The sequence below is a fragment of the Legionella sp. 227 genome (assembly GCF_043161935.1).
Classification (GTDB): domain Bacteria; phylum Pseudomonadota; class Gammaproteobacteria; order Legionellales; family Legionellaceae; genus Legionella; species Legionella sheltonii.
This window is the reverse complement of sequence record NZ_CP171154.1, coordinates 1,730,099-1,754,537: the sequence shown is the minus strand read 5'-3', so window position 1 is coordinate 1,754,537 and position 24,439 is coordinate 1,730,099. Positions and strand designations below refer to the sequence as shown.

Sequence of the window (24,439 nt, the reverse complement as noted above, 5' to 3'; positions counted from 1 at the left end):
TTAAGGAATGACGCAATACGCCCTGGAAATATATTCAACATTAAGTGGGCGACCAGCAAATTATGCTTAAAGTAATTAGGGGAACTGTTCATAAAGGGCAGAATCTCCGAATTCTCCTTGTCCAGATGGCCGCCCTCAGTTTCATTTGCACCTTGAGCCATAGACTTATTCGAAATAAATTCTCGATTTGGGCTATACTTTTCGTAAGTCGAGTCAAAAAGAAAGCTTCATTTATAATGCATTCCTATAGATTAGATATGGTGAAGGATCTTGATAGCGCAATAAGTGCGCTCCGTTCACAGCTCGATGCGTTACTCACGCAAGTAAAAGAATCTGATGCACACCTGTCACAATATTTTGACGTAGCCAAAATAACTGCGGCGCTCAGTTCAACCGCAGATAAAGCCTTTGGACTACCCACATTAACCGCGCTTGAAATACTTGCTGCCGATTTAATACAAGTCAAAGAAATTGCTGATTTAAGCCCAAAAAAATCAGAACAAATAGCTGAGGTGATGAAAGCAACTCCATCCCTAATGTATGCCGTACATTTTTTGAGTGAGTTATCTGAAGCCATTAAGGAAACAGAGCGCCTACTTAATATAGAACTTGTAGTTAATTCAACTAAAAAAAATGATCCGGAAACAATTTCGGTATTTAACGATCAGAGCATTAGCTATTCATTGACAAATCATTCATTCGAGCGATTTAGTGAATTCCAAGCTACGGCTCCGAAAGAGCAGCCATCAGAGAACATACCATGGAAAAGTGATCTGGCTCAGTTCGAAGGCGATCCCGAACGGCACTCACGATTAATTTCCAAACAGATTACAAATTGTCATTGTGTGATTATGCTCGATAAGACCACACAAAAGGTATGGATGATGCATGTATTGCCTAGAAGTCAGTTTTATATCAAGCCTATCTATGTTGATTTGCTCCATGAACAGAGCGGACTTAATGATCAGACCGATATGGAGGTACTTTTTTTCTCTCGTTATTATGACCAACATCACTGTGACATCCATAAATTCACGGCAACATTGCCTAAGGAAGCAAAAAGAAACATTCTCTTAACTGAATCCCCAGCTTCCACTTTTAAAGGAGCGTACTTTGTATTGTTTGATCCTCAACGTAATAAAATTATCATGGCCACTCATTCTTTGTCAGAATGCCGCGTCTATGAGGATGTTTTTCCGGGCATTGAACCTTCTCCAATAAAAAAACCATTGTTCGATTTGCAACTTGCATTTACGATTGCCCAAAAAGAGATGAATGAATTAAAAAACAAAGGGATAATGATTAAAGATTTATCACCCGGTAGCACGATTCATCCCGAACATTTCCAGAGCCACCCAGATATTAGGCAAACGGTTAAAGAATTAATTGAGCGATTAAGAAGGGAAAATAAGAGTGGTGATCCCAAGGCTGCTCAAGCTTTTTTTCAAAAATGTGATTTCCTAATCCCTTGCTCTATCAAAGAAGTGGAGCATCTCATCAACAAGAAGAAGCTACTTACTTCAGGCCAAAAAGATAATTCGAAACCCTATGACATAGAAAAAATAATTTTTGATATCTCGCTGGAAAAAGAGCTTGGCACAGTAGATGCAGTTAAAGACATTAGACATATTTCCGGTCTTCTGCATGTACCTAATAAACCCTTGTTTATTTCTTCATTTAGCCAATACTCCCAGGCATTTAAGGAGTGCGGCATCATTTTAAAGCTGAATCAGGAGATTCAAGAACGGTCAACCTGGCTCGCATTTGAGACCAATGGTATTTGGTGTGAGACAGACATCCATCATCCAGGTTATTTTTATCCTTTTGATACATGCCCCACATCAGAATCTTTAAAACAATCATCAAGTATTAACATTCAGGTATTTGGTGGTGTGGGTATTCAGGATATTTCTGAAATATGGGTACCAAAAACGATTGATAAAACATTATTAGCTGAACTTAAAACCTTGCAACTACCTATTTATCAATATTCTTTACAAAAAAAATCAAACGATGATTCGTTCTTCAAAGAGGCATCCTTTGTCCCTGATTTCAAAAAAAGGCAATTGGTTTATGAATCTACCCCATCGAGCAAGCCGAATGATGGAATGTGCACTATCTCCTAATAATCAATAATGGGTCAGTAAAGAAGTCTCCTTTCTTTGAAAACCACCACTCGAAACCGCCATTTTTGCACAAAACAAGGAAATTAAGATTTACTTTTAATCATACTAACCATAAAATACACGGCCCTTATTAAAAGCAAAACAAGGAGTTAATTATGGATTACGGTGGTCTATTCAATTTAGGTACAGGTTACAGTTTGTTTTCAAGTGGCTATAACTTTCTGACACATAGAAGAACATCACAAATCGTAAACACGCTCTCTTTTATAGGTGCAGCCTATAGTCTTTTGGCGAATTATAACAAATTCAATGAAGTAGTGGGAACATATGCCTTAGATGCCCTAGTTCATGGGTTAAACCTGCTTTTGATGGATTCACAAAATCCTAATGTCATTAAAGCATTACAATATTTAAACGATGCTCAAATTGCCACTAACTTTGGAGCCATCAGTGGTATTTTTAGCAAAGGCGCTCTTTCTAGCGATTTAGTACTTAAAGGACAATTAGCAGGAGATGCATTCACTCATCTTGTTAACCATTTAGCATTATTAAAAAATGATGCTGAAGCTGGAAATGATGAGAGTAAAGCACATAAACTTTAATCGTAGCCAGCGGTAACCGTTTGGGTATTCAAAAGATGAGGCTGCATTCATGATGTGGCCTTATGCCATTTGAGAAATGATAAAAATCCTTCGCTTAAAGACAAAGACCTCCTGACTCCGACTGCATTAAACCAAAATCCCAGATCATAAAGCTTGACTCACTTGAACTATGCGCGTTATATAACGTATCATCTTCTTTTTAATTTGAGTGTTGCACTACGATTTCATGCTTGAATCAAGACCTATTAGGAGCACGACCATGACAGTTGCGCATTATCCAGCCTCACTGGTCAGCAGTCAGCTTGTTAATTCGGGATCCATGCTTGTCCCGCAAGGTTACTATCGTTCAAAATTATTTATTGCTCCTTTTTCTACTAATGCTTTAGTTGCAGCAGCAGGTCCTTTACTATCCCTATTGGAACGACTATGTCTTAGTCCATCGCTTCCCCCTATTGAAAATATTAGAGACAACATTGAGCATGAATTACTGGCCTTTCAAAGCAAGATGGATGCCTCCAAATACCCAGCAGACTTTGCTGCTATTGCCTATTATTTAATGTCCGCTACCATAGACGAAATAATTGGTAAAAATTACATGCGTGTCTATCAAATTACTGCTGAATTCAAAGCGTTTACGCCACTGACGGGGGATGAAGCGCTGCCACAACATCGTTTTTTTGAAATTCTTAACTACATTAAAGAGCGACCGAATCAATACCTTGATCTTATTGAATTGGTTTATTTTTTCCTGATTGTTGGTTTTGAAGGCCATTACCATCTCAAGCCAGATGGACGACAGAGTTTAGATAATTACATTGAAGATCTTTATCAAATAATTCAACAAAATCGGTTTAATCAACCACGCCGCTTATTTAATGAAAACCCTATCCCCAAAATAGTTAAAAAAAATTATAAAGCTGCCATAATAACGTTGATTTCTGCGGTTGCTGTGGTTGCACTTGCTTTTTTCACCAGCCAATATTTATTGGAAAATAAAGCAAAAACCGTTTTATTTGGACATACCCAACTTGCTCTTCTGGACAGCTAATGGACAATTCGTTACACGCACTATGTGATGCTATAAAAAAAATACTTTCACAATTAAAGCCACAAAGCAATCCACTATCTTTTATAGTGATTACCGGTAAAAATGCTCAAGGAAAATCGGCCATATTAAAGCAAAGTAATATGGAAGAAATACCTGTTTTTAGCGAACAACATGCTAAAATTTATTTCAATCAGAAAGGAATCATCATTGAGCTGGGTGAAAATTGGCTGAATAACAGCAAGACCTTATTACAAGCCACGCTAAAGCAATTAAATCGATGCAACTCGCATCTAAAAATTACTGGTCTTGTTTTATGCATTGATGTCAATGAACTACTTATTGCTGATCCGGGACAATTTGCAGAACATAAAAAAGCACATGTGCAATTGTTGGAGCGGTTTGGGGCAAATCTAAATTACTCGGTCAATCTTGCACTCATCTTTACCAAAATGGATACCCTTGCAGGTTTTACCGAATTTTATCAAGCCGATCACGCAACTGATTTATCGAAACCTCTAGGATTTTCGCTTGATTGTAGAAATGAACTTAAGAAAAAAATAGAAGCTTATTCATTACAATTCAATCAGCTTACAGAACAAATTGGTCAACAAGTAATTAATAAAATGCATCCTGCACGCTCAACAATGAGGCGCAGTTTAATTCGGGAGTTTCCATTACAGGTTGCAAGTTTGCGAGCCCCTATCCAGGCACTCATCCAAGGAATTTCACCGAAGCTCTTTAATTTGCACTCCATTTACTTCACTAGTGCAGAGCAAGGTGGTGTCAGTATTGATCGGTTAAATAAGAAAATTCAGCATGAATATGCATTGGTAGTGCAAGATACATTCCCGCAAGCTACAAACTTCAGGGCTTATTTTGTTGAGGGCGCATTAAAAACCATTCAAGAGCATTGCAGTCAAGTACCACAAGTAAGAAAATTTTCACAAAAACCCATTATTGCAGCGACTGCAAGTATCGCGGGGATCAGTTTACTCCTCTTAAGTTACAACCACTACAAAACAGCTCATCTATTGGATGAAGCAAGTAAAGAATTACTGGCTTACGATGTACTCAATAGTCAAGAAAATAAAGAAAAACAGGCTCTTTATCATTTGTCTAATGCTGCAAAAACGATGAGTCATATTCCAAGTAACTCCTTATCGCTACCCACAGTACATCAATTAAAAACAAATTTACACCAAAATGCTGAAAATCGTCTTCATGGTGAATTTTTACCCTCTTTAACCCATGAGTTAGAAGAGGTAATCAACAATCCAGGTAATACGCCGATTGTTCGCTATAATGCGCTGAAAATTTACTTGATGCTTAGCCAACCAGAACATTTTTCAGCGATGCAAGTACATGATTGGTTTGCTAACCGATGGAACAAACAACCTGAAAGTGCTTTCAAGAAACAAATGGCGCTGCTCAAACTTCTATTAAGCAAACCACCAAAAAATATAACTGTGAAACAACAGGTAATTACTGATGCGAGAAATTATTTAAATGCATTGCCCTCCAGTTATCTTTATTATTCCATCGCTAAAGAGTTTTTCCCTACTGCAAAACAGAAAATTGCAATTAACGGTTTTGTATTGGCAACCAGCGAACTGCCGGTTTACTTTACCCGTTCTGGTTTTAATGAAGTGATGCAAAAAATTCCTGATATTAGCCATAATTTACAAAAAGAAAATTGGGTACTTGCACGCAATGATGCGGTTCAATTACAGGAAATGATCACTCAAGCCTATTGTTTTGATTATGTCACCTGGTGGCAAACATTCATGCGTAAGTCACAGCCTTTACATTACCAAGATTATCAAGCAGGGCGACAGGTAGTTAAAAGCTTAGAACAATCTCATGCACTGAGTAAAATGATTGGCTTAATTCAACAAGAAACTAAAGCCGATCTAACTGATAATTCATCACCTTTTAATCATTCTATTGCCAATCAGTTTACCGATTTGAACTTAATGAGCCATTCCAGCACTAAAGAACTAGGCTTAAAGATCGTTGATTTGGAGCGATTTATCTCCACGTTATCGATGATAAATGATGGCGGCAAAACGGCGTTTAATATTATTAGAACACGTTTTGCCAGTGATAGTGCCTCCGATCCAGTAAGCCTGCTTTACAATCAAGCCCGGCAATTACCGGAGCCTTTAAGTACCTGGACCAAGCAATTAGCAAGTGATACCTGGGGCATTTTAATAAAAGACAGTCGTCAGTATATCAATCAACAATGGCAACAAACGGTTTTTAGAGAATTCCAAATGACTATTGCCAGACGCTATCCTTTTGATGCGTCGCAGAAAGAAGAAATAGCAATAAATGATTTTAATCATTTCTTCTCTACTCATGGCGCATTAAACACGTTTACTGAAAGTTTCGTGAAACCTTTCTTGGACGTTTCCAGTGCGGAGTGGAAACCTAAAGCGGTCAATGATTCGGTACTACCCATAGCGTCAGAAACATTAGATGCGCTCATCCGAGCCAATATTATTACCAATATGTTCTTCCCTGATCATGGTGAAGAAAGCAAAATTGATTTTAGTTTGCAAAAAATCAGTCTTGATCCTGTAGTTGCTAATCTAGAACTTGAGATTGGCGGAACCAAATTAACTGATAATCAAGGCAGTGATTCAGTAATTCGTTTTTCCTGGCCACAACCCAATGCAAAGCTTGCGCTGGACTCCATTGAAGGCAATCATTATGAACTGGCAGAACAAGGCACATGGGCCTTATTTAAACTACTCGAGAAAGTAAATGTTCTGGTTGATGAGCAAGACAGTTCGAGCTTGCAAATTCTCTTTGAAATTAACAGTAATTCAGGACGTTACTTATTAAAAACAAACAATCAAGTTAATCCCTTCACACCAGGAATTTTAAATGGATTTACCTTGCGTGACTCTATAGTCTAGTTCTGAACCACTAGACCTCTTTCCAAACCCGCTGTGAATGAGAAGCGCGAAAAGACAAGAGCGGACAGCCGCGAGTATATGAGGAGAGAAGCACCTATTTAAGAAGCTATCCACCTCCTTTGCAGAATTAGGGAAAGGCCTACTTTTCTAATCTCATTGACGCCAGTTGTTGTTGACCATTTTTAAAAGCGATTGCTTCGTTAATCAGTATCTTGGTAGTAGAGGCTTGAAGAGATTTATCCCATTTTGGATAGATCCTCATGTATTCTTCTAAAATATTAAACCCTATATTGTCATACAGATAATTCCTGGTCGCATTTAATACGGATAGTTGATCAGAATACTGTTGAAACCTTGGGCGTTTTTCCTTTTGCTGCTTGCAATAGGTTATTTCATCTTCAATACGATTCAATAAACTCTGAAATTGTGACTCAACGGTATTTTTTGGCGGTGCTTTTGAAGAGGCAAAGAGGCCAATACCACCCATATCTTCTTTTTGATGCTCAGACATCATTATCTCCCTATAATTCAGATACAGTAGGCAATTCAATTCATTATTGCATCATGTCCATCCTACGTGACTGAGGCCAAATTTTTAAAGTCCATTCAACTTTTTATGTTAATTATAGTTAAAATTTTAACAACAAAGAGGCAGATTCCTTGGATTTCATATATACTCTTTATCTCAATTGGAAAAAAGAAAGGTCTATTTTATGCGTACGTTTATCTCCTATTTGCTTATTGCCTTATTCAGTTTTGGCCTGCTGGTTAACGAAGCCTCTGCTAAGCGTTTTGGCTCAGGTAGAAGCTTTGGCATACAGCGTTCACAAAACGCCCTGTTTTCTCAAAATAAAGTGCAGAAATCCAGTGTTATGGGACAAAGCACCAAAAATCCAAGCAGATGGGGTGGTTTACTCAGTGGTTTATTAATTGGCGGCTTACTGACCAGCTTATTTATGGGACATGGTCTTACCAGTGGGATCTTGTCATGGATCATTGTAGGTGCGATTATTTTTTTCATTGTCGGTTTTTTCCGCAAAAGAATGCAGCCGGGCTTTCAGTCAGGACAAAGTCAAAGCAACTCCTTTAACCAAAATCCTTTTAGTAATTTTACCCAATCTTTCAATAGCAGCAGTGCAGGGGGTTATGGCGATAATGGCGTTGCTGAGTATCCTGCAGGTTTTGTACCTGAGGCCTTTTTACGTGAAGCAAAGGTGACATTTAATCGATTACAAGCAGCTTACGATCAAAAGAATCTTCAAGATATGAGTGATTTCACCGCACCCGAGGTATTTGCAGAAATTAAAATGCAATTGGATGAGCGGGGAGATGCGCCTAATAAAACAGAAGTCATCCGTTTAGACGCTGAATTACTTGATGTTTCAAGACAATCTAATTCTCTAATCGCAAGTGTTCGCTTTACTGGCACTATTAAAGAAAATGATGAACCAAGCCAGCTTGATGAAATTTGGCACTTTCGTCAATTCCCTAACAATCCTCAATGGGTTGTGGGTGGGATTCAACAAGACGTATTTCAACCCTAATAGAAGAATGAACCTGGGGACTCTACAAAACCCAGGTTACCTCCCTCTTCATCCTAGGACCATTTCCATAGGTTAAGAAAACCTCCCTTCTCCCCTCATCCCGTCATCCCAAGTGCAACGAGATATCACTCTCCTTGAGCACTTTACAAAACGAGAAGTTCCCTCGCTAAGCACAGGATGACAGGAACAAAGGAGAAGAGGTCTCTCAGGGCGGCTGGCGCATTGATTACAGCGAGTAAACCCAAACCTCTGTCCCCTCTCCACAAGTTGGAGCGAATTTTAACTGAATAGCAAATACAGACCAGGAATTTCAATGGGCTCAGAACACTAATTCACAATAAGTGTTTCATCAAAGACAACTACTTGATTCCGACCCTTTTCCTTGGCTTTATATAAAGCCTTATCTGCCTGGATTACAATGCTGTTGATATCATGATTGCCATTAAAATATGAAATGCCAACACTAATCGTCACATGAACTTTTTGCTCATTCACCGTAAAATAATTTCTGGAAAATTGAAGCCGTAAATCATTACAAATTTTTAGACTGCTTTCCAGATCAGCACCGGGCAATATGATTGCAAATTCCTCCCCGCCATATCGTCCGATAATGTCTCGATTACGTAAACTAACCATAAATAATGAGGCCAGCTTTTTAATTACCAGATCACCAAAAGGATGACCATAGGTATCATTTATCAATTTAAAATGATCAATATCGATCATAATAAAAGACAAAGGTGAGTTCTGTTGTTTCGCTCTAGCCACTTCAATATTTAAACGATTTAAAATACTCGAATGGTTTAATAAACCCGTCAGACTATCTGTAGTCATGTAATAATTTAAAATACTTGCACGGTTGGATCGTGAGCGTACCGCTGAAACCAAATCCTGTGGTGAAACAGGTTTGGTAAGAAAATCATCTCCGCCCAAACTAATCGCTGCTAATTTTTTATTTTTGTCATCCTCTGTAGAGAGGAAAACAATAGGCATTTTAGTATATCTTCTATCCTTACGCAGTAACGCAGCAAGCTCCAAACCAGAACATTCTGGCATATAAATATCCATCAACAATAGATCGGGCTGAAAAGTTTCAAGCTCTTTTAATAAATTTAATGGATTGGTGATGGCGCGAGTAATCATATCCGCTTGTTTTAAAATCAGTGAATAATATTCAGCAAGTGACTTAGAGTCATCCAGAATTAAAATGCGGTATGCTTCATTAACGGTTGAACTGCAATTTATATTTAATTCTTGTACTAAATACGTTACATCGAGGGGCTTTTGAAAATAAGCCACACAACCGGCACGTATTGCGGTAAGTCGCGGTGCTAACTCAGCATTGGGAACGATACAAAATAATTGAATGGGTGTTTTCTGCTTTTTTTGTATCGCAATCAGTTTATCCAGAGCAGATTTTTTCAAATAATTGGTGTCAACAATTAGTGCAATAGGTTGTTTTTCTTGAACTGAACTTAATAAAGACCCTATATCATCGATAGGGTGTGCATGATAGCCAGCGTATTTAAGATTTTCACTCAGTTCATGAACTAAATCAGTTTCCTGTTCTAAGATGTACACTAATTTATTGTCGGTAAGTTCCGTTACGTCCGTAAAAATGAGTGGTCTTTTAGGAGCCTCTCTAGCTAATACACTTTTTAATTGGGCAAAAAAAGAATTAATTAGTTCCTGATCCTCATGAGTTAATAGTCCATTAACTAAAATTTCCTTTAATAATATTTCCATCTGGCGTGCTGTCTTACTTAATTCCATATAACCATAGGTTCCCGCTGAGCCGCACAAACTGTGGACATCGCGATGAAAGGTTTGAAAGCCTGCTAAATCCCATTTTTTGAGTAGCTCATGCCATTGGATCTCTATATTATGAATTTTTTCTGGTAAATTCTTGCCATAGAGAACAAAAAGGTCATGTAATTTTTTCTGTATTTTTTCATCCATTATATTTCAACCATGCATTTTTTATTGACGTCGCAAGGGTCAAAGGATCAAAAGGTTTTTTAATGACATCTATTGCTCCGATCGACTTATAATCTTGTATCTCATTATTTTGTATTTTAGCCGTCATAAATATAGCGGGTATTTTTATAAAATTTGGATTCTTACGTATTTCTCGTAAGGTAGTAGGTCCATCCATTTCTGGCATCATGACATCCAATAAAAGCAAATCGGGGATGTATTCTATTGCTTCTTCGAGAATTTTTTTCCCATTAGAACAATACCTCACCGTAAACCCACCAATATCTTCCAAAGCAATTTGGGCAATCGCTCTTATATCCTCTTCGTCTTCTGCATATAAAATCTTCTTAAGTTCTTTATCAGCCATCATCCTTTCCTTTAATCAACCCGTTAAATAAGGTTTTGAATCGTATTTAATAAAATTTCATTTGAGGAACTCGATTTAAGCAATGCTTGGCTCACATACTTAGAATAATCTTCATTTAATTTGGTATCAGAAAATACAAGTACCGGCGCATGATATTTCGATATCAAAGGAAGAATATCGGCACCATTTCCATCGGGCAACAATAAATCTAAAATCACTAAATTATATTTCTCCTTTTCAAGCATTTTTTTTGCTTCGTGTAAATTATTCGCGGTTGTAACATTCGCATGTTTTTCCAGCAGCACTTCTAAAATTTTTTGGGTATCTTTATTATCTTCAACATGCAATATATGAGGTTTACTTTGGAGGTTATTTTTTTGTATTTTGCTGATTGTAAAAAGTAGCTTATTAAAATCTATTGGTTTATCCAACCAATCAACTATTGAAACAGCATCTCCATTGGATAATTCCCTTCCTGTTTCAGCAATCACTGAAAGCACAATAATAGGTAAATTTTTTGTTTTTTTATTGGAGCGCAGTTCTCTAATAAACGAAACGCCATCTTGATCCGGTAATATGAGATCCAACAAGAGCGCATGGTATTCCTGTTTTTCTAACATTTCTCGTGTCTCTTTCGCGGTATTTGCCACCTCCACAAGAAAACCCGCCGATTCCAATAGTAATTTGAGGTAATTTGATTGATCACTATCGTCTTCACAAATAAGTAGCCTTTTTCTAGTCTCTGAGGCAGCTATTTGATTTTTTTCTTGGCTAATATGCAATTGGTGTGCTATTGGTAAATCGAAATAAAAGGTAGTGAGATCATTAGGCTTACTCTCAAAACTTAAGCATCCCCCCATTTTCTCGATAATGGTCTTGCTGATATTTAATCCTAAACCAGTCCCTCCCTTTCCTCGAGTCGTTGAAGAGTCGCCTTGAGAAAATTTTTGAAAAATTCGAGGTTGGAATTCAGGTGATATTCCCGTACCCTTATTGGTAATAGAGACACGCACCGATGAATCAATTTGTTGGATTCTTAACGTAATCGTCTCTTTTTCATAAGAAAATTTACAGGCATTAGAAACCAAATTAGCCAAAACTTGCATTAGACGACCGGAATCAACGGTGACTAAATATTCTTTTTCAGGGGAAATTAATTCAATTTTTACCCCGAACTTATCTGCATACATTTTATTAACATCTATTGACTCCTGAACTATTTCATTTAAGTTGGTGACTTTTAATTCAAAATCCATTTTCCCGGCTTCAATTTTTTCAATATCCAAAATATCATTAATTAACAACAATAGACGTTCACAGTTATTATTTGCTATTTCAAGCAATTTCATTATTTTTTCGGGAAATTTACCCATGACCCCACTTACTAAAAGTCCGAGAGAACCCCGAATAGAAGTAAGTGGTGTGCGTAACTCGTGACTAACTATAGAAACAAATTCATTCTTTAATCTTTCAGTTTGTTTCAAATCAGTAACATCATGGATTACAATCACTGCGCCCAGGTTCTTTCCCTCGGAATTAATTATTTTTTGCCCATCAATGACTACATTGCGAATCCCATTATTTTTAATATGCATCAGAAGTTCAACAGCGCGTACTCGTTCACCATTTAAAGCGCGTTTAAGAGGAAAATCTTCGGGGTTAATGGGCTTATTATTCGTAGTGTAAAAACTAAAATAATCCAAGATGTTATTGATGGTTTTATTTGACTTGTCTGAGTTAATGTATTTTTGAATCGTATGATTTAAGACCGTAATTCGCCCCTCAGCATTACATGCGATAATCCCATCTTCTAAGTTATCCAGCATTGCATTGAGAAATTCCTTCTTATTTGAGATCGCCGTGACCATTTTTTTATAATAATTTGAGACAGTCAGTGCAAGAGCAAAAATTAATCCACTAACCCCTGCAATGAAAAAGGCTAAATAACTAGGTTGTATCGCTGCATCTTCGTTTATCATCACATGGGATAAATTGGGGGTAAATACTGCGGCGGACATCCCTGTATAATGCATTCCACAAATGGCAAGCCCCATGAGTAAGGAACTGAATATTTTTAAATTAAATTGTCTTTTACTTGAACCATAATTGCTTTCTAAGGCTAACCAAATAGCAGCTTCTGCGGCAGCAACTCCAATGAGAATAGAAAGAAAAAATAAAGTCGGTAAATAATGAATCGTTACATGAACCTTCATTGCCTCCATGCCCATATAGTGCATGCTGGATATAGCAAGACCAACGATTAAGCCACCCAAAGCAAAGTGCAAAATGGAGTAATCTTTTTTCTGTAGAATAAACAAAGCTAAGGCGGAGGCAAGTATGGCAACAATTAGGGAGGCTGCCGTCCAACTTAAATCATACTCCATGGGCATACCCATAATAAAAGCTAACATGCCAACAAAATGCATGGACCATATTCCTGCCCCCATGGCAAAAGCACCGCCTGCAAGCCAGTAGATTCGTGCATGCTTATTATTCGTAGCACGAAGTCTGCCTACAAGAGTTAAAGCCACATAAGAAGCAAAAACTGCGATTATATAGGATAAGATCACTAACTTTACATCATAGTGACCCGTTATTACATCAACCGGAATTGGAGTCGTTTGAAACCATTCAGACAAAGTGTCCATTATTACTTCCTGTAATAGTAACACAAAGGTTATTTATATTTTTTATTGTTGCGGCGAATCACTTAAAGCATTTATTCAAAATACTCTACTTAACTATAGACCTTTTTGACACTTTTTACGTATAGAAAACTTATTATTGCCTATTCATTTCCCTAAGCATCAACGTGCCCGCGCACGGGCACGTTCACGTATTATACGTACTGCACATCAATAATTTCGTATTCCACCATACCGCCTGGGGTGTTAACAATGACGGAGTCATCCAATTCTTTACCAATTAAGGCACGACCCATAGGAGAGCTGTAAGAGATTTTATTCTGTTTAATATCGGCTTCATCTTCACCAACAATTTTGTAAGTAACCTGCGCATCGGTTGCTATATGACTGACGGTAACTGTTGAACCAAAAACAACCTTGCCATTGTTGGGTAATTTACTGATATCAATAATTTGTGCATGTGATAATTTTGCTTCTAACTCCTGAATACGCCCCTCATTAAAACTTTGCTGTTCGCGAGCAGCATGATATTCGGCGTTTTCTTTCAAATCACCATGAGCTCGTGCTGTAGCAATCGCTTCAACTATACGAGGTCTATCAACAAATTTTAAACGTTGTAATTCTTCTTTCAGTGCTTCCGCACCTTGTACTGTCATGGGGTGTTTACTCATATCTACCTCAAAAAAATAATTCCCTGGTAATTCTACTTTTTCTCCAATACAACCAGAGAAAGAGCTTTGCGCAATAAGTTAAGACCTTCACCCAATGATGTCAATTAAGCTTTATACGTAGCCCGTATCAGCGCGCAGCATAATACGGGGATACATCCTTATGATGATGACTCTGTCTAATCCATAGTGCATCATTTAGTTGACATCATTGCGCCTTCACCCAGGCTACAATTTTTATGTTCCCTAATGTAAATCCTGTAATCGGGTTACAGTCTCTCTATCCTCATATTTCATAGCCAAACAAGCCGCTTCAGCGCCTGATAAAGTCGTAGTATAGCTGACCTTGTGTTGTAATGCATTGCGCCTGATTGCAAAAGAATCGGCGATTGCTTGCTTGCCCTCGGTTGTATTTACAATAAAATCAATTTCATTATTTTTTATAAAATCCAAAACGTGAGGTCTACCTTCATTGACCTTAAATACTCTGCGACAATCCACTCCAGCCGCCTGCAAAGCCAACGCAGTACCTCGCGTTGCAATGATTTCAAAACCCAATTCAATCAATCGCTTTGCAATTTCACCTACTCGTGTTTTATCCGCATCGCGCACTGAGACAAACGCACGTCGTCTCTTAGCTATATTAGAACCAGCGCCCAATTGTGCCTTCGCATAAGCTTGTCCAAAACGTCTGGCAATACCCATTACTTCACCTGTTGATTTCATTTCAGGGCCAAGAATAGAATCTACTCCAGAAAATTTGATAAAAGGAAAAACGGGAAGCTTAATTGAATAAAACGAGGGCATATGATGATTTTGACTTAAGCCTTGTTCTTTTAAACTAACTCCCAACTTGCAAAGCGCTGCAATTTTAGCCAAAGGCAACCCTGTCGCTTTGGAAACAAAAGGAACAGTCCTTGAAGCCCTTGGATTAACTTCTAGAACATAAATGTCATCCGCTTGAATCGCAAATTGCGCATTAATCAAACCAACTACACCTAAATTCAATGCCATTTGGCGCATTTGCTCCATTAAATCTTGTTGTACCACCACACTGAGACTGAAGGGAGGCAACGTACATGCAGAATCACCCGAATGAATGCCAGCCTGTTCTATGTGCTCCATTACGGCACCAATCAACACCTCCTTTCCATCACAAACGGCATCAATATCGACTTCAATAGCGTCATTTAAAAATTTATCCAACAATACGGGTGAATCATTAGATACAGCCACTGCATGCGAGAGATAATGGCGTAAATCATCCTCTTGGTAGACAACCTCCATTGCTCGGCCTCCAAGCACATAGGACGGGCGAACCACCAATGGATAACCAATCTTATTGGCTAAAGTAATTGCTTCTGCCTCGCTACGTACCGTACCATTATCGGGCTGATGTAATTTCAACTCAGTCACTAATTTTTGAAACCGATCTCTATCCTCAGCTCTATCGATGGCATCAGGAGAAGTTCCAATAATTTTAACCCCATTTGCTTCTAAAGCACGGGCTAATTTTAAGGGGGTTTGGCCACCGTAATGAACAATAACTCCATCGGGTTTCTCTACATCGACAATACCTAATACATCTTCTAAAGTCACAGGCTCAAAATATAAGCGATCTGAGGTATCAAAATCAGTAGATACAGTTTCAGGGTTGCAATTGACCATGATGGTCTGACAACCGGCATCTCTAAGCGCCATAGCAGCATGTACACAGCAATAATCAAACTCAATACCCTGACCAATACGATTAGGTCCCCCACCGAGAATCATAATTTTTTTCTTATGTTTATCGGGGCGAGCTTCACAACGGGTTTCATAACAAGAATACATATAAGCCGTATCACTGGGGAACTCACCAGCACAAGAATCAATACGTTTATAAACAGGCACAATGCCTAATTCTTTACGTCGTGTACGTACTTGCTCTTCCGCGCAAGACCAAATTTTAGCCAAATAAGCATCAGCAAAACCACGTCGCTTCAGCAAACGCAAAGTCACAACATCCACATCGGAGAGTTTTTTACCTGCTATGGACCGTTCCAAGGCAATCAATTCTTCGATTTGCGCCAAAAACCAGGGGTCAACACGACTTTCCTGATGAATTTCCTCAAGCGACATATTGCTTCTAAATGCATCGGCAATGTACCAGAGTCGATCCGGTGTCGGTTCTCGTAAATGTCCTCTTAGACGTGCTAAATCACCTCTTTGGAATAAAGGATGCAAACCACAACGACCGATTTCTAACCCACGAATTGCTTTTTGTAATGACTCTTGGAAATTGGATCCGATGGCCATCACTTCCCCTACGGACTTCATTTGCGTCGTCAACGTATTGGAAGTTTGTGGGAATTTATCGAAATTAAACCGAGGCACCTTAGTCACTACATAATCGATACTTGGTTCAAATGAAGCAGGAGTTTTGCCCCCCGTAATTTCATTTTTTAACTCATCAAGAGTGTAGCCTACAGCCAATTTTGCAGCGACTTTCGCGATCGGAAATCCAGTTGCCTTGGAAGCCAAAGCAGAACTTCGAGAAACCCTGGGGTTCATTTCTACAACCAGCATGCGTCCATCTTCAGGATTGACGGCAAATTGTACGTTCGACCCGCCTGTATCAACGCCTACCGCCCTTAACACCTTAATCGCAGCGTCACGCATGCGTTGGTATTCTTTATCGGTGAGTGTTTGGGCTGGAGCCACAGTAATCGAATCACCGGTATGGACTCCCATGGGATCAAAGTTCTCAATGGTACAGACAATAATGCAATTATCATTTTTGTCGCGCACAACCTCCATTTCATACTCTTTCCAACCCAGCACTGATTCATCGATTAATAATTCATGGGTTGGCGACAACTCTAAACCACGCATGCAAATTTCTTCAAATTCTTCTCGGTTATAGGCAATACCGCCCCCACTGCCACCCATAGTAAACGAAGGACGAATAATGGCTGGATAACCTAATTGTGCTTGCACCTGGATTGCTTCTTCCATACTATGGGCAATTGCCGAGCGTGGCATATCCAAACCAATTTTAATCATCAATTGCCGAAATTTTTCTCTATCTTCAGCGCGATCAATTGCTTCACGTGTTGCACCAATCATTTCCACTTGATACTTGGTCAATATCCCTTCACGCACCAGATCCAGCGCACAATTTAGCGCTGTTTGTCCACCCATAGTAGGTAAAAGAGCATCTGGACGCTCAATTTCAATGATCCGTGCTACTTCCTTCCAAGAAACAGGCTCAACATAAGTTGCATCAGCAAGCTCTGGATCGGTCATAATGGTTGCGGGATTGGAATTTACTAAAATTACCCGATACCCTTCTTCCCTAAGGGCGCGTACTGCTTGGGTACCAGAATAATCAAATTCACAAGCTTGTCCTATCACGATAGGACCTGCTCCGAGGATAAGAATGGATTTAATATCAGTTCGTTTTGGCATATTGACAACAAAAAAGAATAAAATTGACGTATTTTACCTATTTTTGCTTAAAGTTTATACCCTTTAGGAACAATTAACTGTATCGATTGGCTAAAATAATTTGTAATCCCGCTTCAGTTAACGATAAATATTTATAATGAGGGTCTGCTGTTGTCCGTTCCAGCCATTCGTTGGCAATGCATATGTCCGTTAATTTTTGTACCTCCTCTACAGAGACAGGTCTTTGTATTTTTTGAGAAAGCATCGCCGCTGCATCCTCTTCCATACTCAAAAATACTTGATCTCGAGTTGTTCCACGATTTTTCATCTCGTCATAAAATAATCGCAAAATATCAAGTTCATTCATGATCTTGGTCCCTTAAAAGAATCATTTTACCTATCTACAGTATAAACTTAAATTGTCCTTTTGAGTGATGAATCCAACAAGAAAAAAAGCAATGCCATTTATTCTAGAAAGAAGCGGTGGTCTTTTTTGAGCGATAGATCACCATACTAACCTGGGCCAAAATTCATTGAATTATCCTTATCCAGAGAAAGTACAGAATTATCATGAGCTACTGGAGCAAAAAATGATTGTGGCGATAAACCCAGCCCTAAATCTAATTTTTGCTTTTCAGTTAACCTAATGGATAATGCATTGACTAAAAAGCGCATTTGTACAGCAGCCTCATCAAGCTCTTGGGACGAGCAATTGTCTTTTGTCAGCAGATACCAAATATATCTTGTTTTTTTGCCATTATAATCTCCAGGTTCTTTCAAAAGATCCTTATTTAGAGGATGAACCGGACTATGTTGCAACCACTGTAATAAATTATTTTTATCGGTAACATAACTGGTTGCAGGGATGTTAAGCCATTTTTGGCCATCCTGATATTGTTTGACCAGCAAAATAGGTGTGTTCACCTCCATATCGGCAATCAGTTCATCCTTTATTTGGCTTTTATCATCTTGTTCTAAAGCAAGTCTTACTTTTTCCAGCTTGAGTGATAGATCTTGATATTGCGTATATAACTTTTGTAACGATTCAAATTGCTTTTTCGCCAGTGGAGGCAACGGATCTTTAAGCTTAGGTAATTCATCAATGAGCTTCTGGATTATTTTTAATTGATTTTCACTTAACAATTTAGTGGACACCTGCCCTTCTTTGCTTTCCAGATCTAGAACTTCCAAAGGCTTAGGGGCTACAGGAACATCGTGCAAGTCCTCAATATTAACGCGTTGAAATCCATCAAAATCGACCGCATTAATTGCGTGCTGTGTGTTTACTCTAGCCCGAGAAGAGCTCTCAGGGGGGATTGGGTTGAACAGTCGTTGTGACTCTAATGCATTCCAAAAACCGTCCATACCATAGAGTAGGCCATTTTTAAAACCAACCCACAATGACTCCAGCATATTAATTACGGTATTAAAGGTTAGATAAACTGCTATCCCTGCAAGGGCCACTGTAGTTATTGCCGTGAGTAGCGGCAAAAAAATCAACGCCGTGATTAGAAAATTCACCCTGTTCGGTATTCCCTTCTCTTTAAGGGTATCCGCCAAATTAATAGGAAGCACGACTAGAACGGCCACTCCCAAAAAGAGCGCTGCTAGTGCATAAAAGGTATTATTCACCAGAACACGGAGAGGTAAAACAGTAGTACCTAATAAGATTGCCAGAAGATGCTTCAACAAGGACATAAAATACTTTTATAAATAGTGAGTTAACCAATCGTATAAAAAAATCTCACTACGATCAAGGAGCGCCCTTTGAATTACCCCTGATGCATGTTACTCTTGCAGCCGTTTATTTTATACAAGTCAAATCCGATGGAAGTAGTTGATGTCGTTATTGTAGGTGCCGGTGCCGCCGGTTTGATGTGTGCCATTGAAGCAGGCAAACGTCACCGTAAGGTTTTGGTACTTGATCACGCCAATAAAGTTGGAAAAAAGATCTTAATGTCAGGCGGTGGTCGTTGTAACTTTACTAATTATTACATTGAACCTGAAAAATATAACTCCCATAATCCCCATTTTTTTAAGTCTGCTTTAACTCGTTATACCCAATGGGATTTTATTGAACTTGTAAAAAAATATAAGATTCCCTTTCATGAAAAAACCTTAGGACAATTATTTTGTGATAATAAATCAAAAGATATTGTCGATATGTTGCTTAAAGAATGTGATGCGGCAGGGGTTACAATCCAATTGAATACCAGCATAGAAGACATTCAAAAATCACAAAATTTTAAAATAAAAACCAATAGAGGAATTGTTCCTTGTCAGTCATTGGTTATTGCCACTGGTGGTTTATCCATACCCACGATGGGAGCCACCCCTTTTGCTTATAAAGTTGCAGAGCAATTTGGAATCAAAGTATGGCCTACTCGCGCCGGATTAGTTCCTTTTACTTTGGATGTTGTAGAAAAAGAAAAAATAGCTCCGCTTTCAGGGATTAGTGTTGACAGTTTAGTAAAAAATACACGCATTGAGTTTCGTGAAAATACGCTATTCACTCATCGCGGTTTGAGTGGCCCTGCCATTTTGCAATTGTCTTCTTATTGGCATCCAGGAGAGAGCATTTGTATTAATTTATTACCTGAAATTAATCTTCTGAACTATTTAAAAACTGCACGAGCAGATAAACCACAAAAACAATTAAATTCAATCTTGTCCATGCACTTGCCGAAACGAGTTATTGAACTCTTCATTGCACCTGAGATTATCGACAAGAAACTTGCTGAACTCTCAAATCGTGATTTGGAGTCTGTGGCGAAACAACTCAACTCGTGGCTGGTTAAACCTAATGGTACAGAAGGGTATCGCACTGCTGAAGTAACCATTGGCGGCGTGGATTGTCATGCGATTTCCTCAAAAACCATGGAGGCTCAAGAGGTTCCTGGCCTTTATTTTATTGGCGAAGCCTTAGACGTCACCGGTTGGTTAGGAGGCTATAATTTTCAATGGGCATGGTCCTCAGGATGGGCCGCGGGGCAAGTAGTATAAATCCGTTACCTGACATGTTCTCATCGATGATTTTTGCGGACATCGCTTGAGCTTCGGCTCAACTTTCCTTGAATACAAACGTGATATGAACCATTGGGGCCAAGGTCCAACCTGCGTCTATTCTATTGCAAATAGAAGCGGCTGTTATCTTAAAAAGAAGTAAACAATAATGGTTACAATGATGGATAAAACAAGGTATAAAAATTTACCAAGATGCATTTCACTTAAAAGATTTTTCGCTTTTTCCCAATAATCGATTAGATCTATGATAAACGAGCCGCAAAACCATAAATAGATGGGGCGTTGCCAAAATGGTTTATCTAAAAAACCGCCTAAAACAAATAATTGTTTTTTACATAAACTGCAATAATAAACGGCTTGGTCCGTAGTGATTAATCTTTTTTCCCAACACACCGTGGGTTCCATACGCTGTCGGCAGAACTTACACTGGATTTTCATATTATTAAGATTTTAATACGATATGGGCAATATTTTACCATAAAAAAAAGGGGCAGAACATTAAATAAGTAGCCTGGCTGCAAGAGCCTAAGATGGTGGAAAACATTCTTTATTGTAAAGTAACCTACTTACCTAACTCTTTTCATTAAGTACAAACCCAATAAAGCAAAAATAAAAGTAGGTCCTAAAGCAGCTAATTCAGGCGGTAATTGAAATACGGTACTCAGTGGACCAAAAAAACGGCTCAAAATATGGAAACTAAATCCTACTGCCGCGCCAACCAACAATTTTGAGCCCATAGTCGTTGAACGCAAAGGACCAAAAATAAATGGGATGGAAAGGATCATCATCACCATAGTCGTCAATGGTTGGATAATCCGTTGAAGAAAAGCAAACTGATAATTATGTACATTTTGATGATTTCGCTTTTGCTCTCTTATATAACGATTCAGTTCTTGTAAGGTCATTTCATCCGGTTCAATACTGCTGATTGTCAAAATTTTTGGTTTTACAGATACATCCCAGGGAAGAGAGGCAAATGTCTGGGTTTTGGTTTTATCTGCTTCAAAATCGGTTTGCTGTACATTATATGCAATCCAACCTGTAGGGGTATAGCGAGCTTCGGCAATAAAACGAGACATTTTTAAATGATGATGATTATCAAAACGAAATTGATAAATATTGTTTAAAATATTATTAGGGAGGATTAAACCTACTGAAATAAAGTCATTGCCATACCGCAACCAAGATCCCTTTGAAGTTCTTAATGTTTGTCCGCCACTGACTGCAGCAGTCTTATAATCATTGGCATAATGCGATAAGTATGGAACTACAGTTTCTCCTAATGCAGTAACCAACACAATCAGTACGATGGAGGCCTTTAAAACCGCCATAGTAATCTGCCCTATAGACATTCCTGATGCCCGCATGACCACCAACTCACTATGATTGGCCAAAATTCCTAGCCCAATCAAGCAGCCGAGAAGGCTTGCCATAGGAAAAAATAAATAGACTTGGTAGGGCATTTGCAATAAAACAAAAAATGCAGCTTGCGTAATCCCATAATCCACTCGGCCTAAATCATTTAATTGGTCGACAAATAAAATGAAAATTTGTAGCCCAACGAGCATGAGCGTCACTAACCCAATTGAGCCAAGAACAGTTTTCGCAATATAGCGATCTAATATTTTCATCATGCCAATTTCGCCTGATTACGCCCGATTAAGAACAAACCGAAGGCAACTACGATAAGATGTACCCACCATAAACCGATCCATTGAGGCATTTTTCCAGAAACCATTGCATCACGGGCAATAAATAACAAATTAGCATATAAAATATAAATGATGATTGCGGGGAATAATTTAGCATATTTCCCTGAGCGTGGATTAATACGACTCAACGGAACAGCGATTAAAGTCAAAGTAAATACCATAATGGGTACAGACAAACGCCATTGCAACTCTGCTGCCTTAGCAGGATCTTCATTGTTGAAAGGGAGTAAACTGGTCGTACTCATTGTCCGTAGATCTTCCGATGTATTGACAACAGGATGTGGCAAGCGGGCTTTATACTGTCCAAATTCTGCGACTTGATAATCCGCCTGTCCTGGAATTCCTTGATATTCTTTGCCTTTTTGCAGAATGATATAGTCCTCTCCTGTTTTTGCATCAGTTTCTGCAAAAGCTTGATCCGCCCATAAAATATCCCAACGAATTTGATTATTGACCGAACTACGTTTTGCCAAAAATACTTGTTCCGCTTTGGTATGATCACGACTCATCGATTGAACATAAAACACTTCTTGACCTTCATTAATCGCATGAAAACGTCCAGGCATAATCGTTTGTACCAAAGTTTTTATCCCTGTAGTTCGCAACAACTTCGCTCGTTCAATATAAATTAAAGGACTTCCCCAAATCATAATTACAGCCACAATAATCCCTACGACAGTCGCCATAATAAAACTGTGTTTTAATAACTGATTTGGCCCATAACCACAGGCACGCAATACGGTCATCTCACTCTCAGCATACAAACGACCGTATGCGAGCAACATGGCAATATAAAAACCTAATGGAACCAATAGACTCAATAAAGTGGGTAGTTCAAGCATCATTAGCTTCATAATAATGACACCTGGGATATTTCCGGAGGCTGCGCGATTGAGGTATTGAATAAGTTGGTTACTCAGAAAAATTAATACGAGTATGGAGGTGAGCGCAATTAAAGTGAGAAACACTTCTTTGGCTAAATAACGAAAAATAATCACCCAATGCCCCTATTTTAATAACCTTTTCTAATTTTTTTTCTAACCTTAAAACATTGTATCCTCTTGCAGGAAACTAAAAAAGTCTTTTCTAACCGTACTTTGGAACAATAGTTTGTTGCGTTTCATTAATTGTAATTTAATTGATTGACTAATAAATTTATATAAAGACCATTTGTTAATCATAACATCCATTAAGCCTATTGAGGGTAATTTAGTGGAAAGTACAGAAAAAGGATTTAAATAATGTTCCAAAACAAGAAATTAAAGCGTTATCAACGGAAAAGAGACTTTAGGAAAACCCAAGAACCTAAAGAGAACGCTATAAAGAAGAGTAATGAGCCCTGCTTTGTCATTCAAATGTATGATGTCAGTCCTTTGCATTATGATTTTGTGCACCAATTAATAATGAGAACATCACCTCTTGGAGTCAATCACTATGGAAATTGAAGGCATTGATATATCTCATGCTGATAAATTACTTTATCCAGATGACAAGATTTCAAAAAAAGAGGTTGTAGACTATTTTTATAAAATCGCAGAACATCTTTTGCCTTTTGTGCGAAATAGGCCAATATCATTTAAACGATACCCAAATGGTATTAATGAGGCTGGCTTTTATAGTAAACATCGTCCTGATTATTTTCCTGATTTCATTGAAGAATTTACTGTACCTCGAATACAAAAGGATTTAAGCATGAAAATGGCAGGTATCCGCTCTAAAAAGGCTTTGGTTTATCTGGCCGCACAAAATATTCTAGAGTTTCATATTTCACTGTCCACTATGTCTGCGATTGACAAACCGGATCAAATTATTTTTGATTTGGATCCCCAAGATAATGATTTTGAAAAAATTCGAGAAACTGCTCTCGCCTTAAAAAAGATTTTAGATGAGTATCAACTCACCTCCTTTGTCAAAACCTCTGGTTCTCGGGGCCTACATATTCATCTGCCCATTAAAGCCCATTATCAGTTCGATCGCGTTAAAGAAATTTCAAAAAAAATAGCTGAAAAGCTGCATCAACAAAAACCTCAAATAACCACTTTAGAACAAAGAAAAGACAAACGGGGCAATAAAGTATTCATCGATTTCCTCCGAAATGATTATGCCATGACTGCCATTGCACCCTATTCCTTACGCGCAATAAAAGGAGCGCCTATAGCAACCCCTCTTGAGTGGAAGGAGCTAGATAATCCTGCCTTACATCCACAATCTTATCATTTAGGTAATATATTTCAGCGCTTGGAGCATAAAGAGAACCCCTGGAAGAATTTCAATAAATATAATCGACGTATCGAATTAAACGCTCTATTGAACTGATGTACGTTATTTGTAGAATCCGATACTCATAGGCAATTTGATTATATAAGGTCATCCTTA

Annotated in this window: 19 protein-coding genes; 8 read left to right on the top strand and 11 right to left on the bottom strand. The window is 38.3% G+C overall.

Features of this window, described 5'->3' with window-relative positions:
- The first annotated feature begins 257 nt into the window (after positions 1–257).
- From ACF8MK_RS07560 to icmF, 4 genes are all read left to right on the top strand, one after another.
- On the top strand, positions 258–2,126 hold the full coding sequence (locus ACF8MK_RS07560) for a hypothetical protein (protein ID WP_392538793.1): 1,869 nt from the start codon (positions 258–260) through the stop codon (positions 2,124–2,126).
- A gap of 155 nt (positions 2,127–2,281) precedes the next feature.
- Complete coding sequence (locus tag ACF8MK_RS07555) at positions 2,282–2,728, top strand: hypothetical protein (RefSeq protein ID WP_392538792.1); 447 nt, start codon at positions 2,282–2,284, stop codon at positions 2,726–2,728.
- Positions 2,729–2,987: 259 nt separating this feature from the next.
- Positions 2,988–3,776, top strand: a complete 789-nt coding sequence (gene icmH, locus ACF8MK_RS07550; protein WP_392538791.1) for a type IVB secretion system protein IcmH/DotU — start codon at positions 2,988–2,990, stop codon at positions 3,774–3,776.
- A complete protein-coding gene (gene icmF / locus ACF8MK_RS07545) occupies positions 3,776–6,697 on the top strand; it encodes a type IVB secretion system protein IcmF (RefSeq protein WP_392538790.1) in 2,922 nt (973 codons plus the stop codon). The genes icmH and icmF overlap by 1 nt, the downstream gene beginning before the upstream one ends.
- Positions 6,698–6,836: 139 nt before the next feature.
- Here the strand turns inward: icmF and ACF8MK_RS07540 are convergent, their stop codons facing one another.
- Positions 6,837–7,208, bottom strand: coding sequence for a hypothetical protein (locus ACF8MK_RS07540; protein WP_392538789.1), 372 nt, complete (start codon positions 7,206–7,208; stop codon positions 6,837–6,839).
- A gap of 202 nt (positions 7,209–7,410) precedes the next feature.
- Here ACF8MK_RS07540 and ACF8MK_RS07535 point away from each other — a divergent pair, with 202 nt between their 5' ends.
- Positions 7,411–8,241 carry a Tim44 domain-containing protein gene (locus ACF8MK_RS07535; protein WP_392538788.1) on the top strand — a complete coding sequence of 277 codons (831 nt, stop codon included), beginning with the start codon at positions 7,411–7,413 and terminating at the stop codon, positions 8,239–8,241.
- A 327-nt stretch (positions 8,242–8,568) separates the two neighbouring features.
- On the opposite strand, the gene ACF8MK_RS07530 is transcribed toward ACF8MK_RS07535, so the two are convergent.
- From ACF8MK_RS07530 to ACF8MK_RS07500, 7 genes are all read right to left on the bottom strand, one after another.
- Positions 8,569–10,200, bottom strand: coding sequence for a diguanylate cyclase (locus ACF8MK_RS07530; RefSeq protein ID WP_265703169.1), 1,632 nt, complete (start codon positions 10,198–10,200; stop codon positions 8,569–8,571).
- Positions 10,193–10,585: a response regulator gene (locus ACF8MK_RS07525; protein ID WP_392538787.1), complete on the bottom strand. Its 393-nt coding sequence runs from the start codon at positions 10,583–10,585 to the stop codon at positions 10,193–10,195. The genes ACF8MK_RS07530 and ACF8MK_RS07525 overlap by 8 nt, the downstream gene beginning before the upstream one ends.
- Before the next feature lie 23 nt (positions 10,586–10,608).
- Entirely contained in the window at positions 10,609–13,233 is a 2,625-nt protein-coding gene (locus tag ACF8MK_RS07520; protein WP_392538786.1) for an MHYT domain-containing protein, read from the bottom strand.
- Between the two features lie 191 nt (positions 13,234–13,424).
- On the bottom strand, positions 13,425–13,901 hold the full coding sequence (greA, locus tag ACF8MK_RS07515; RefSeq protein ID WP_392538785.1) for a transcription elongation factor GreA: 477 nt from the start codon (positions 13,899–13,901) through the stop codon (positions 13,425–13,427).
- Positions 13,902–14,144: 243 nt separating this feature from the next.
- A complete protein-coding gene (gene carB / locus ACF8MK_RS07510; RefSeq protein WP_392538784.1) occupies positions 14,145–17,348 on the bottom strand; it encodes a carbamoyl-phosphate synthase large subunit in 3,204 nt (1,067 codons plus the stop codon).
- A gap of 73 nt (positions 17,349–17,421) precedes the next feature.
- Positions 17,422–17,694, bottom strand: a complete 273-nt coding sequence (locus ACF8MK_RS07505; protein WP_265703164.1) for a hypothetical protein — start codon at positions 17,692–17,694, stop codon at positions 17,422–17,424.
- A gap of 146 nt (positions 17,695–17,840) precedes the next feature.
- A complete protein-coding gene (locus ACF8MK_RS07500; RefSeq protein WP_392538783.1) occupies positions 17,841–19,025 on the bottom strand; it encodes a coiled coil protein in 1,185 nt (394 codons plus the stop codon).
- 129 nt (positions 19,026–19,154) lie between these two features.
- Here ACF8MK_RS07500 and ACF8MK_RS07495 point away from each other — a divergent pair, with 129 nt between their 5' ends.
- Complete coding sequence (locus tag ACF8MK_RS07495) at positions 19,155–20,330, top strand: NAD(P)/FAD-dependent oxidoreductase (protein ID WP_392538782.1); 1,176 nt, start codon at positions 19,155–19,157, stop codon at positions 20,328–20,330.
- Positions 20,331–20,474: 144 nt separating this feature from the next.
- Here the strand turns inward: ACF8MK_RS07495 and ACF8MK_RS07490 are convergent, their stop codons facing one another.
- From ACF8MK_RS07490 to lptF, 3 genes are all read right to left on the bottom strand, one after another.
- The gene (locus tag ACF8MK_RS07490; protein WP_392538781.1) at positions 20,475–20,744 is read right to left on the bottom strand and encodes a hypothetical protein; all 270 of its coding nucleotides are present in this window, start codon (positions 20,742–20,744) and stop codon (positions 20,475–20,477) included.
- Between the two features lie 173 nt (positions 20,745–20,917).
- Positions 20,918–21,982, bottom strand: coding sequence for an LPS export ABC transporter permease LptG (gene lptG / locus ACF8MK_RS07485; RefSeq protein WP_392538932.1), 1,065 nt, complete (start codon positions 21,980–21,982; stop codon positions 20,918–20,920).
- Complete coding sequence (lptF, locus tag ACF8MK_RS07480) at positions 21,982–23,061, bottom strand: LPS export ABC transporter permease LptF (RefSeq protein WP_392538780.1); 1,080 nt, start codon at positions 23,059–23,061, stop codon at positions 21,982–21,984. The genes lptG and lptF overlap by 1 nt, the downstream gene beginning before the upstream one ends.
- A 243-nt stretch (positions 23,062–23,304) precedes the next feature.
- Here lptF and ACF8MK_RS07475 point away from each other — a divergent pair, with 243 nt between their 5' ends.
- Positions 23,305–23,508: a hypothetical protein gene (locus ACF8MK_RS07475; RefSeq protein ID WP_392538779.1), complete on the top strand. Its 204-nt coding sequence runs from the start codon at positions 23,305–23,307 to the stop codon at positions 23,506–23,508.
- Positions 23,498–24,379 (top strand): non-homologous end-joining DNA ligase, encoded by an 882-nt coding sequence (ligD, locus tag ACF8MK_RS07470; protein ID WP_392538778.1) that lies wholly within the window; start codon positions 23,498–23,500, stop codon positions 24,377–24,379. The genes ACF8MK_RS07475 and ligD overlap by 11 nt, the downstream gene beginning before the upstream one ends.
- The last annotated feature ends 60 nt before the right edge of the window (positions 24,380–24,439 follow it).

Excerpts from the sequence above, each read along its gene's own strand:
- greA (WP_392538785.1), bottom strand. The coding sequence starts at position 13,901 with ATGAGTAAACACCCCATGACAGTACAAGGTGCGGAAGCACTGAAAGAA.
- ACF8MK_RS07500 (WP_392538783.1), bottom strand. The coding sequence starts at position 19,025 with ATGTCCTTGTTGAAGCATCTTCTGGCAATCTTATTAGGTACTACTGTT.
- ACF8MK_RS07530 (WP_265703169.1), bottom strand. The coding sequence starts at position 10,200 with ATGGATGAAAAAATACAGAAAAAATTACATGACCTTTTTGTTCTCTAT.
- ACF8MK_RS07525 (WP_392538787.1), bottom strand. The coding sequence starts at position 10,585 with ATGGCTGATAAAGAACTTAAGAAGATTTTATATGCAGAAGACGAAGAG.
- lptG (WP_392538932.1), bottom strand. The coding sequence starts at position 21,982 with ATGAAAATATTAGATCGCTATATTGCGAAAACTGTTCTTGGCTCAATT.
- ligD (WP_392538778.1), top strand. The coding sequence starts at position 23,498 with ATGGAAATTGAAGGCATTGATATATCTCATGCTGATAAATTACTTTAT.
- ACF8MK_RS07505 (WP_265703164.1), bottom strand. The coding sequence starts at position 17,694 with ATGAATGAACTTGATATTTTGCGATTATTTTATGACGAGATGAAAAAT.
- carB (WP_392538784.1), bottom strand. The coding sequence starts at position 17,348 with ATGCCAAAACGAACTGATATTAAATCCATTCTTATCCTCGGAGCAGGT.
- ACF8MK_RS07495 (WP_392538782.1), top strand. The coding sequence starts at position 19,155 with ATGGAAGTAGTTGATGTCGTTATTGTAGGTGCCGGTGCCGCCGGTTTG.
- ACF8MK_RS07560 (WP_392538793.1), top strand. The coding sequence starts at position 258 with ATGGTGAAGGATCTTGATAGCGCAATAAGTGCGCTCCGTTCACAGCTC.
- ACF8MK_RS07555 (WP_392538792.1), top strand. The coding sequence starts at position 2,282 with ATGGATTACGGTGGTCTATTCAATTTAGGTACAGGTTACAGTTTGTTT.
- ACF8MK_RS07540 (WP_392538789.1), bottom strand. The coding sequence starts at position 7,208 with ATGTCTGAGCATCAAAAAGAAGATATGGGTGGTATTGGCCTCTTTGCC.
- icmF (WP_392538790.1), top strand. The coding sequence starts at position 3,776 with ATGGACAATTCGTTACACGCACTATGTGATGCTATAAAAAAAATACTT.
- icmH (WP_392538791.1), top strand. The coding sequence starts at position 2,988 with ATGACAGTTGCGCATTATCCAGCCTCACTGGTCAGCAGTCAGCTTGTT.
- ACF8MK_RS07535 (WP_392538788.1), top strand. The coding sequence starts at position 7,411 with ATGCGTACGTTTATCTCCTATTTGCTTATTGCCTTATTCAGTTTTGGC.
- ACF8MK_RS07520 (WP_392538786.1), bottom strand. The coding sequence starts at position 13,233 with ATGGACACTTTGTCTGAATGGTTTCAAACGACTCCAATTCCGGTTGAT.
- ACF8MK_RS07475 (WP_392538779.1), top strand. The coding sequence starts at position 23,305 with ATGTTCCAAAACAAGAAATTAAAGCGTTATCAACGGAAAAGAGACTTT.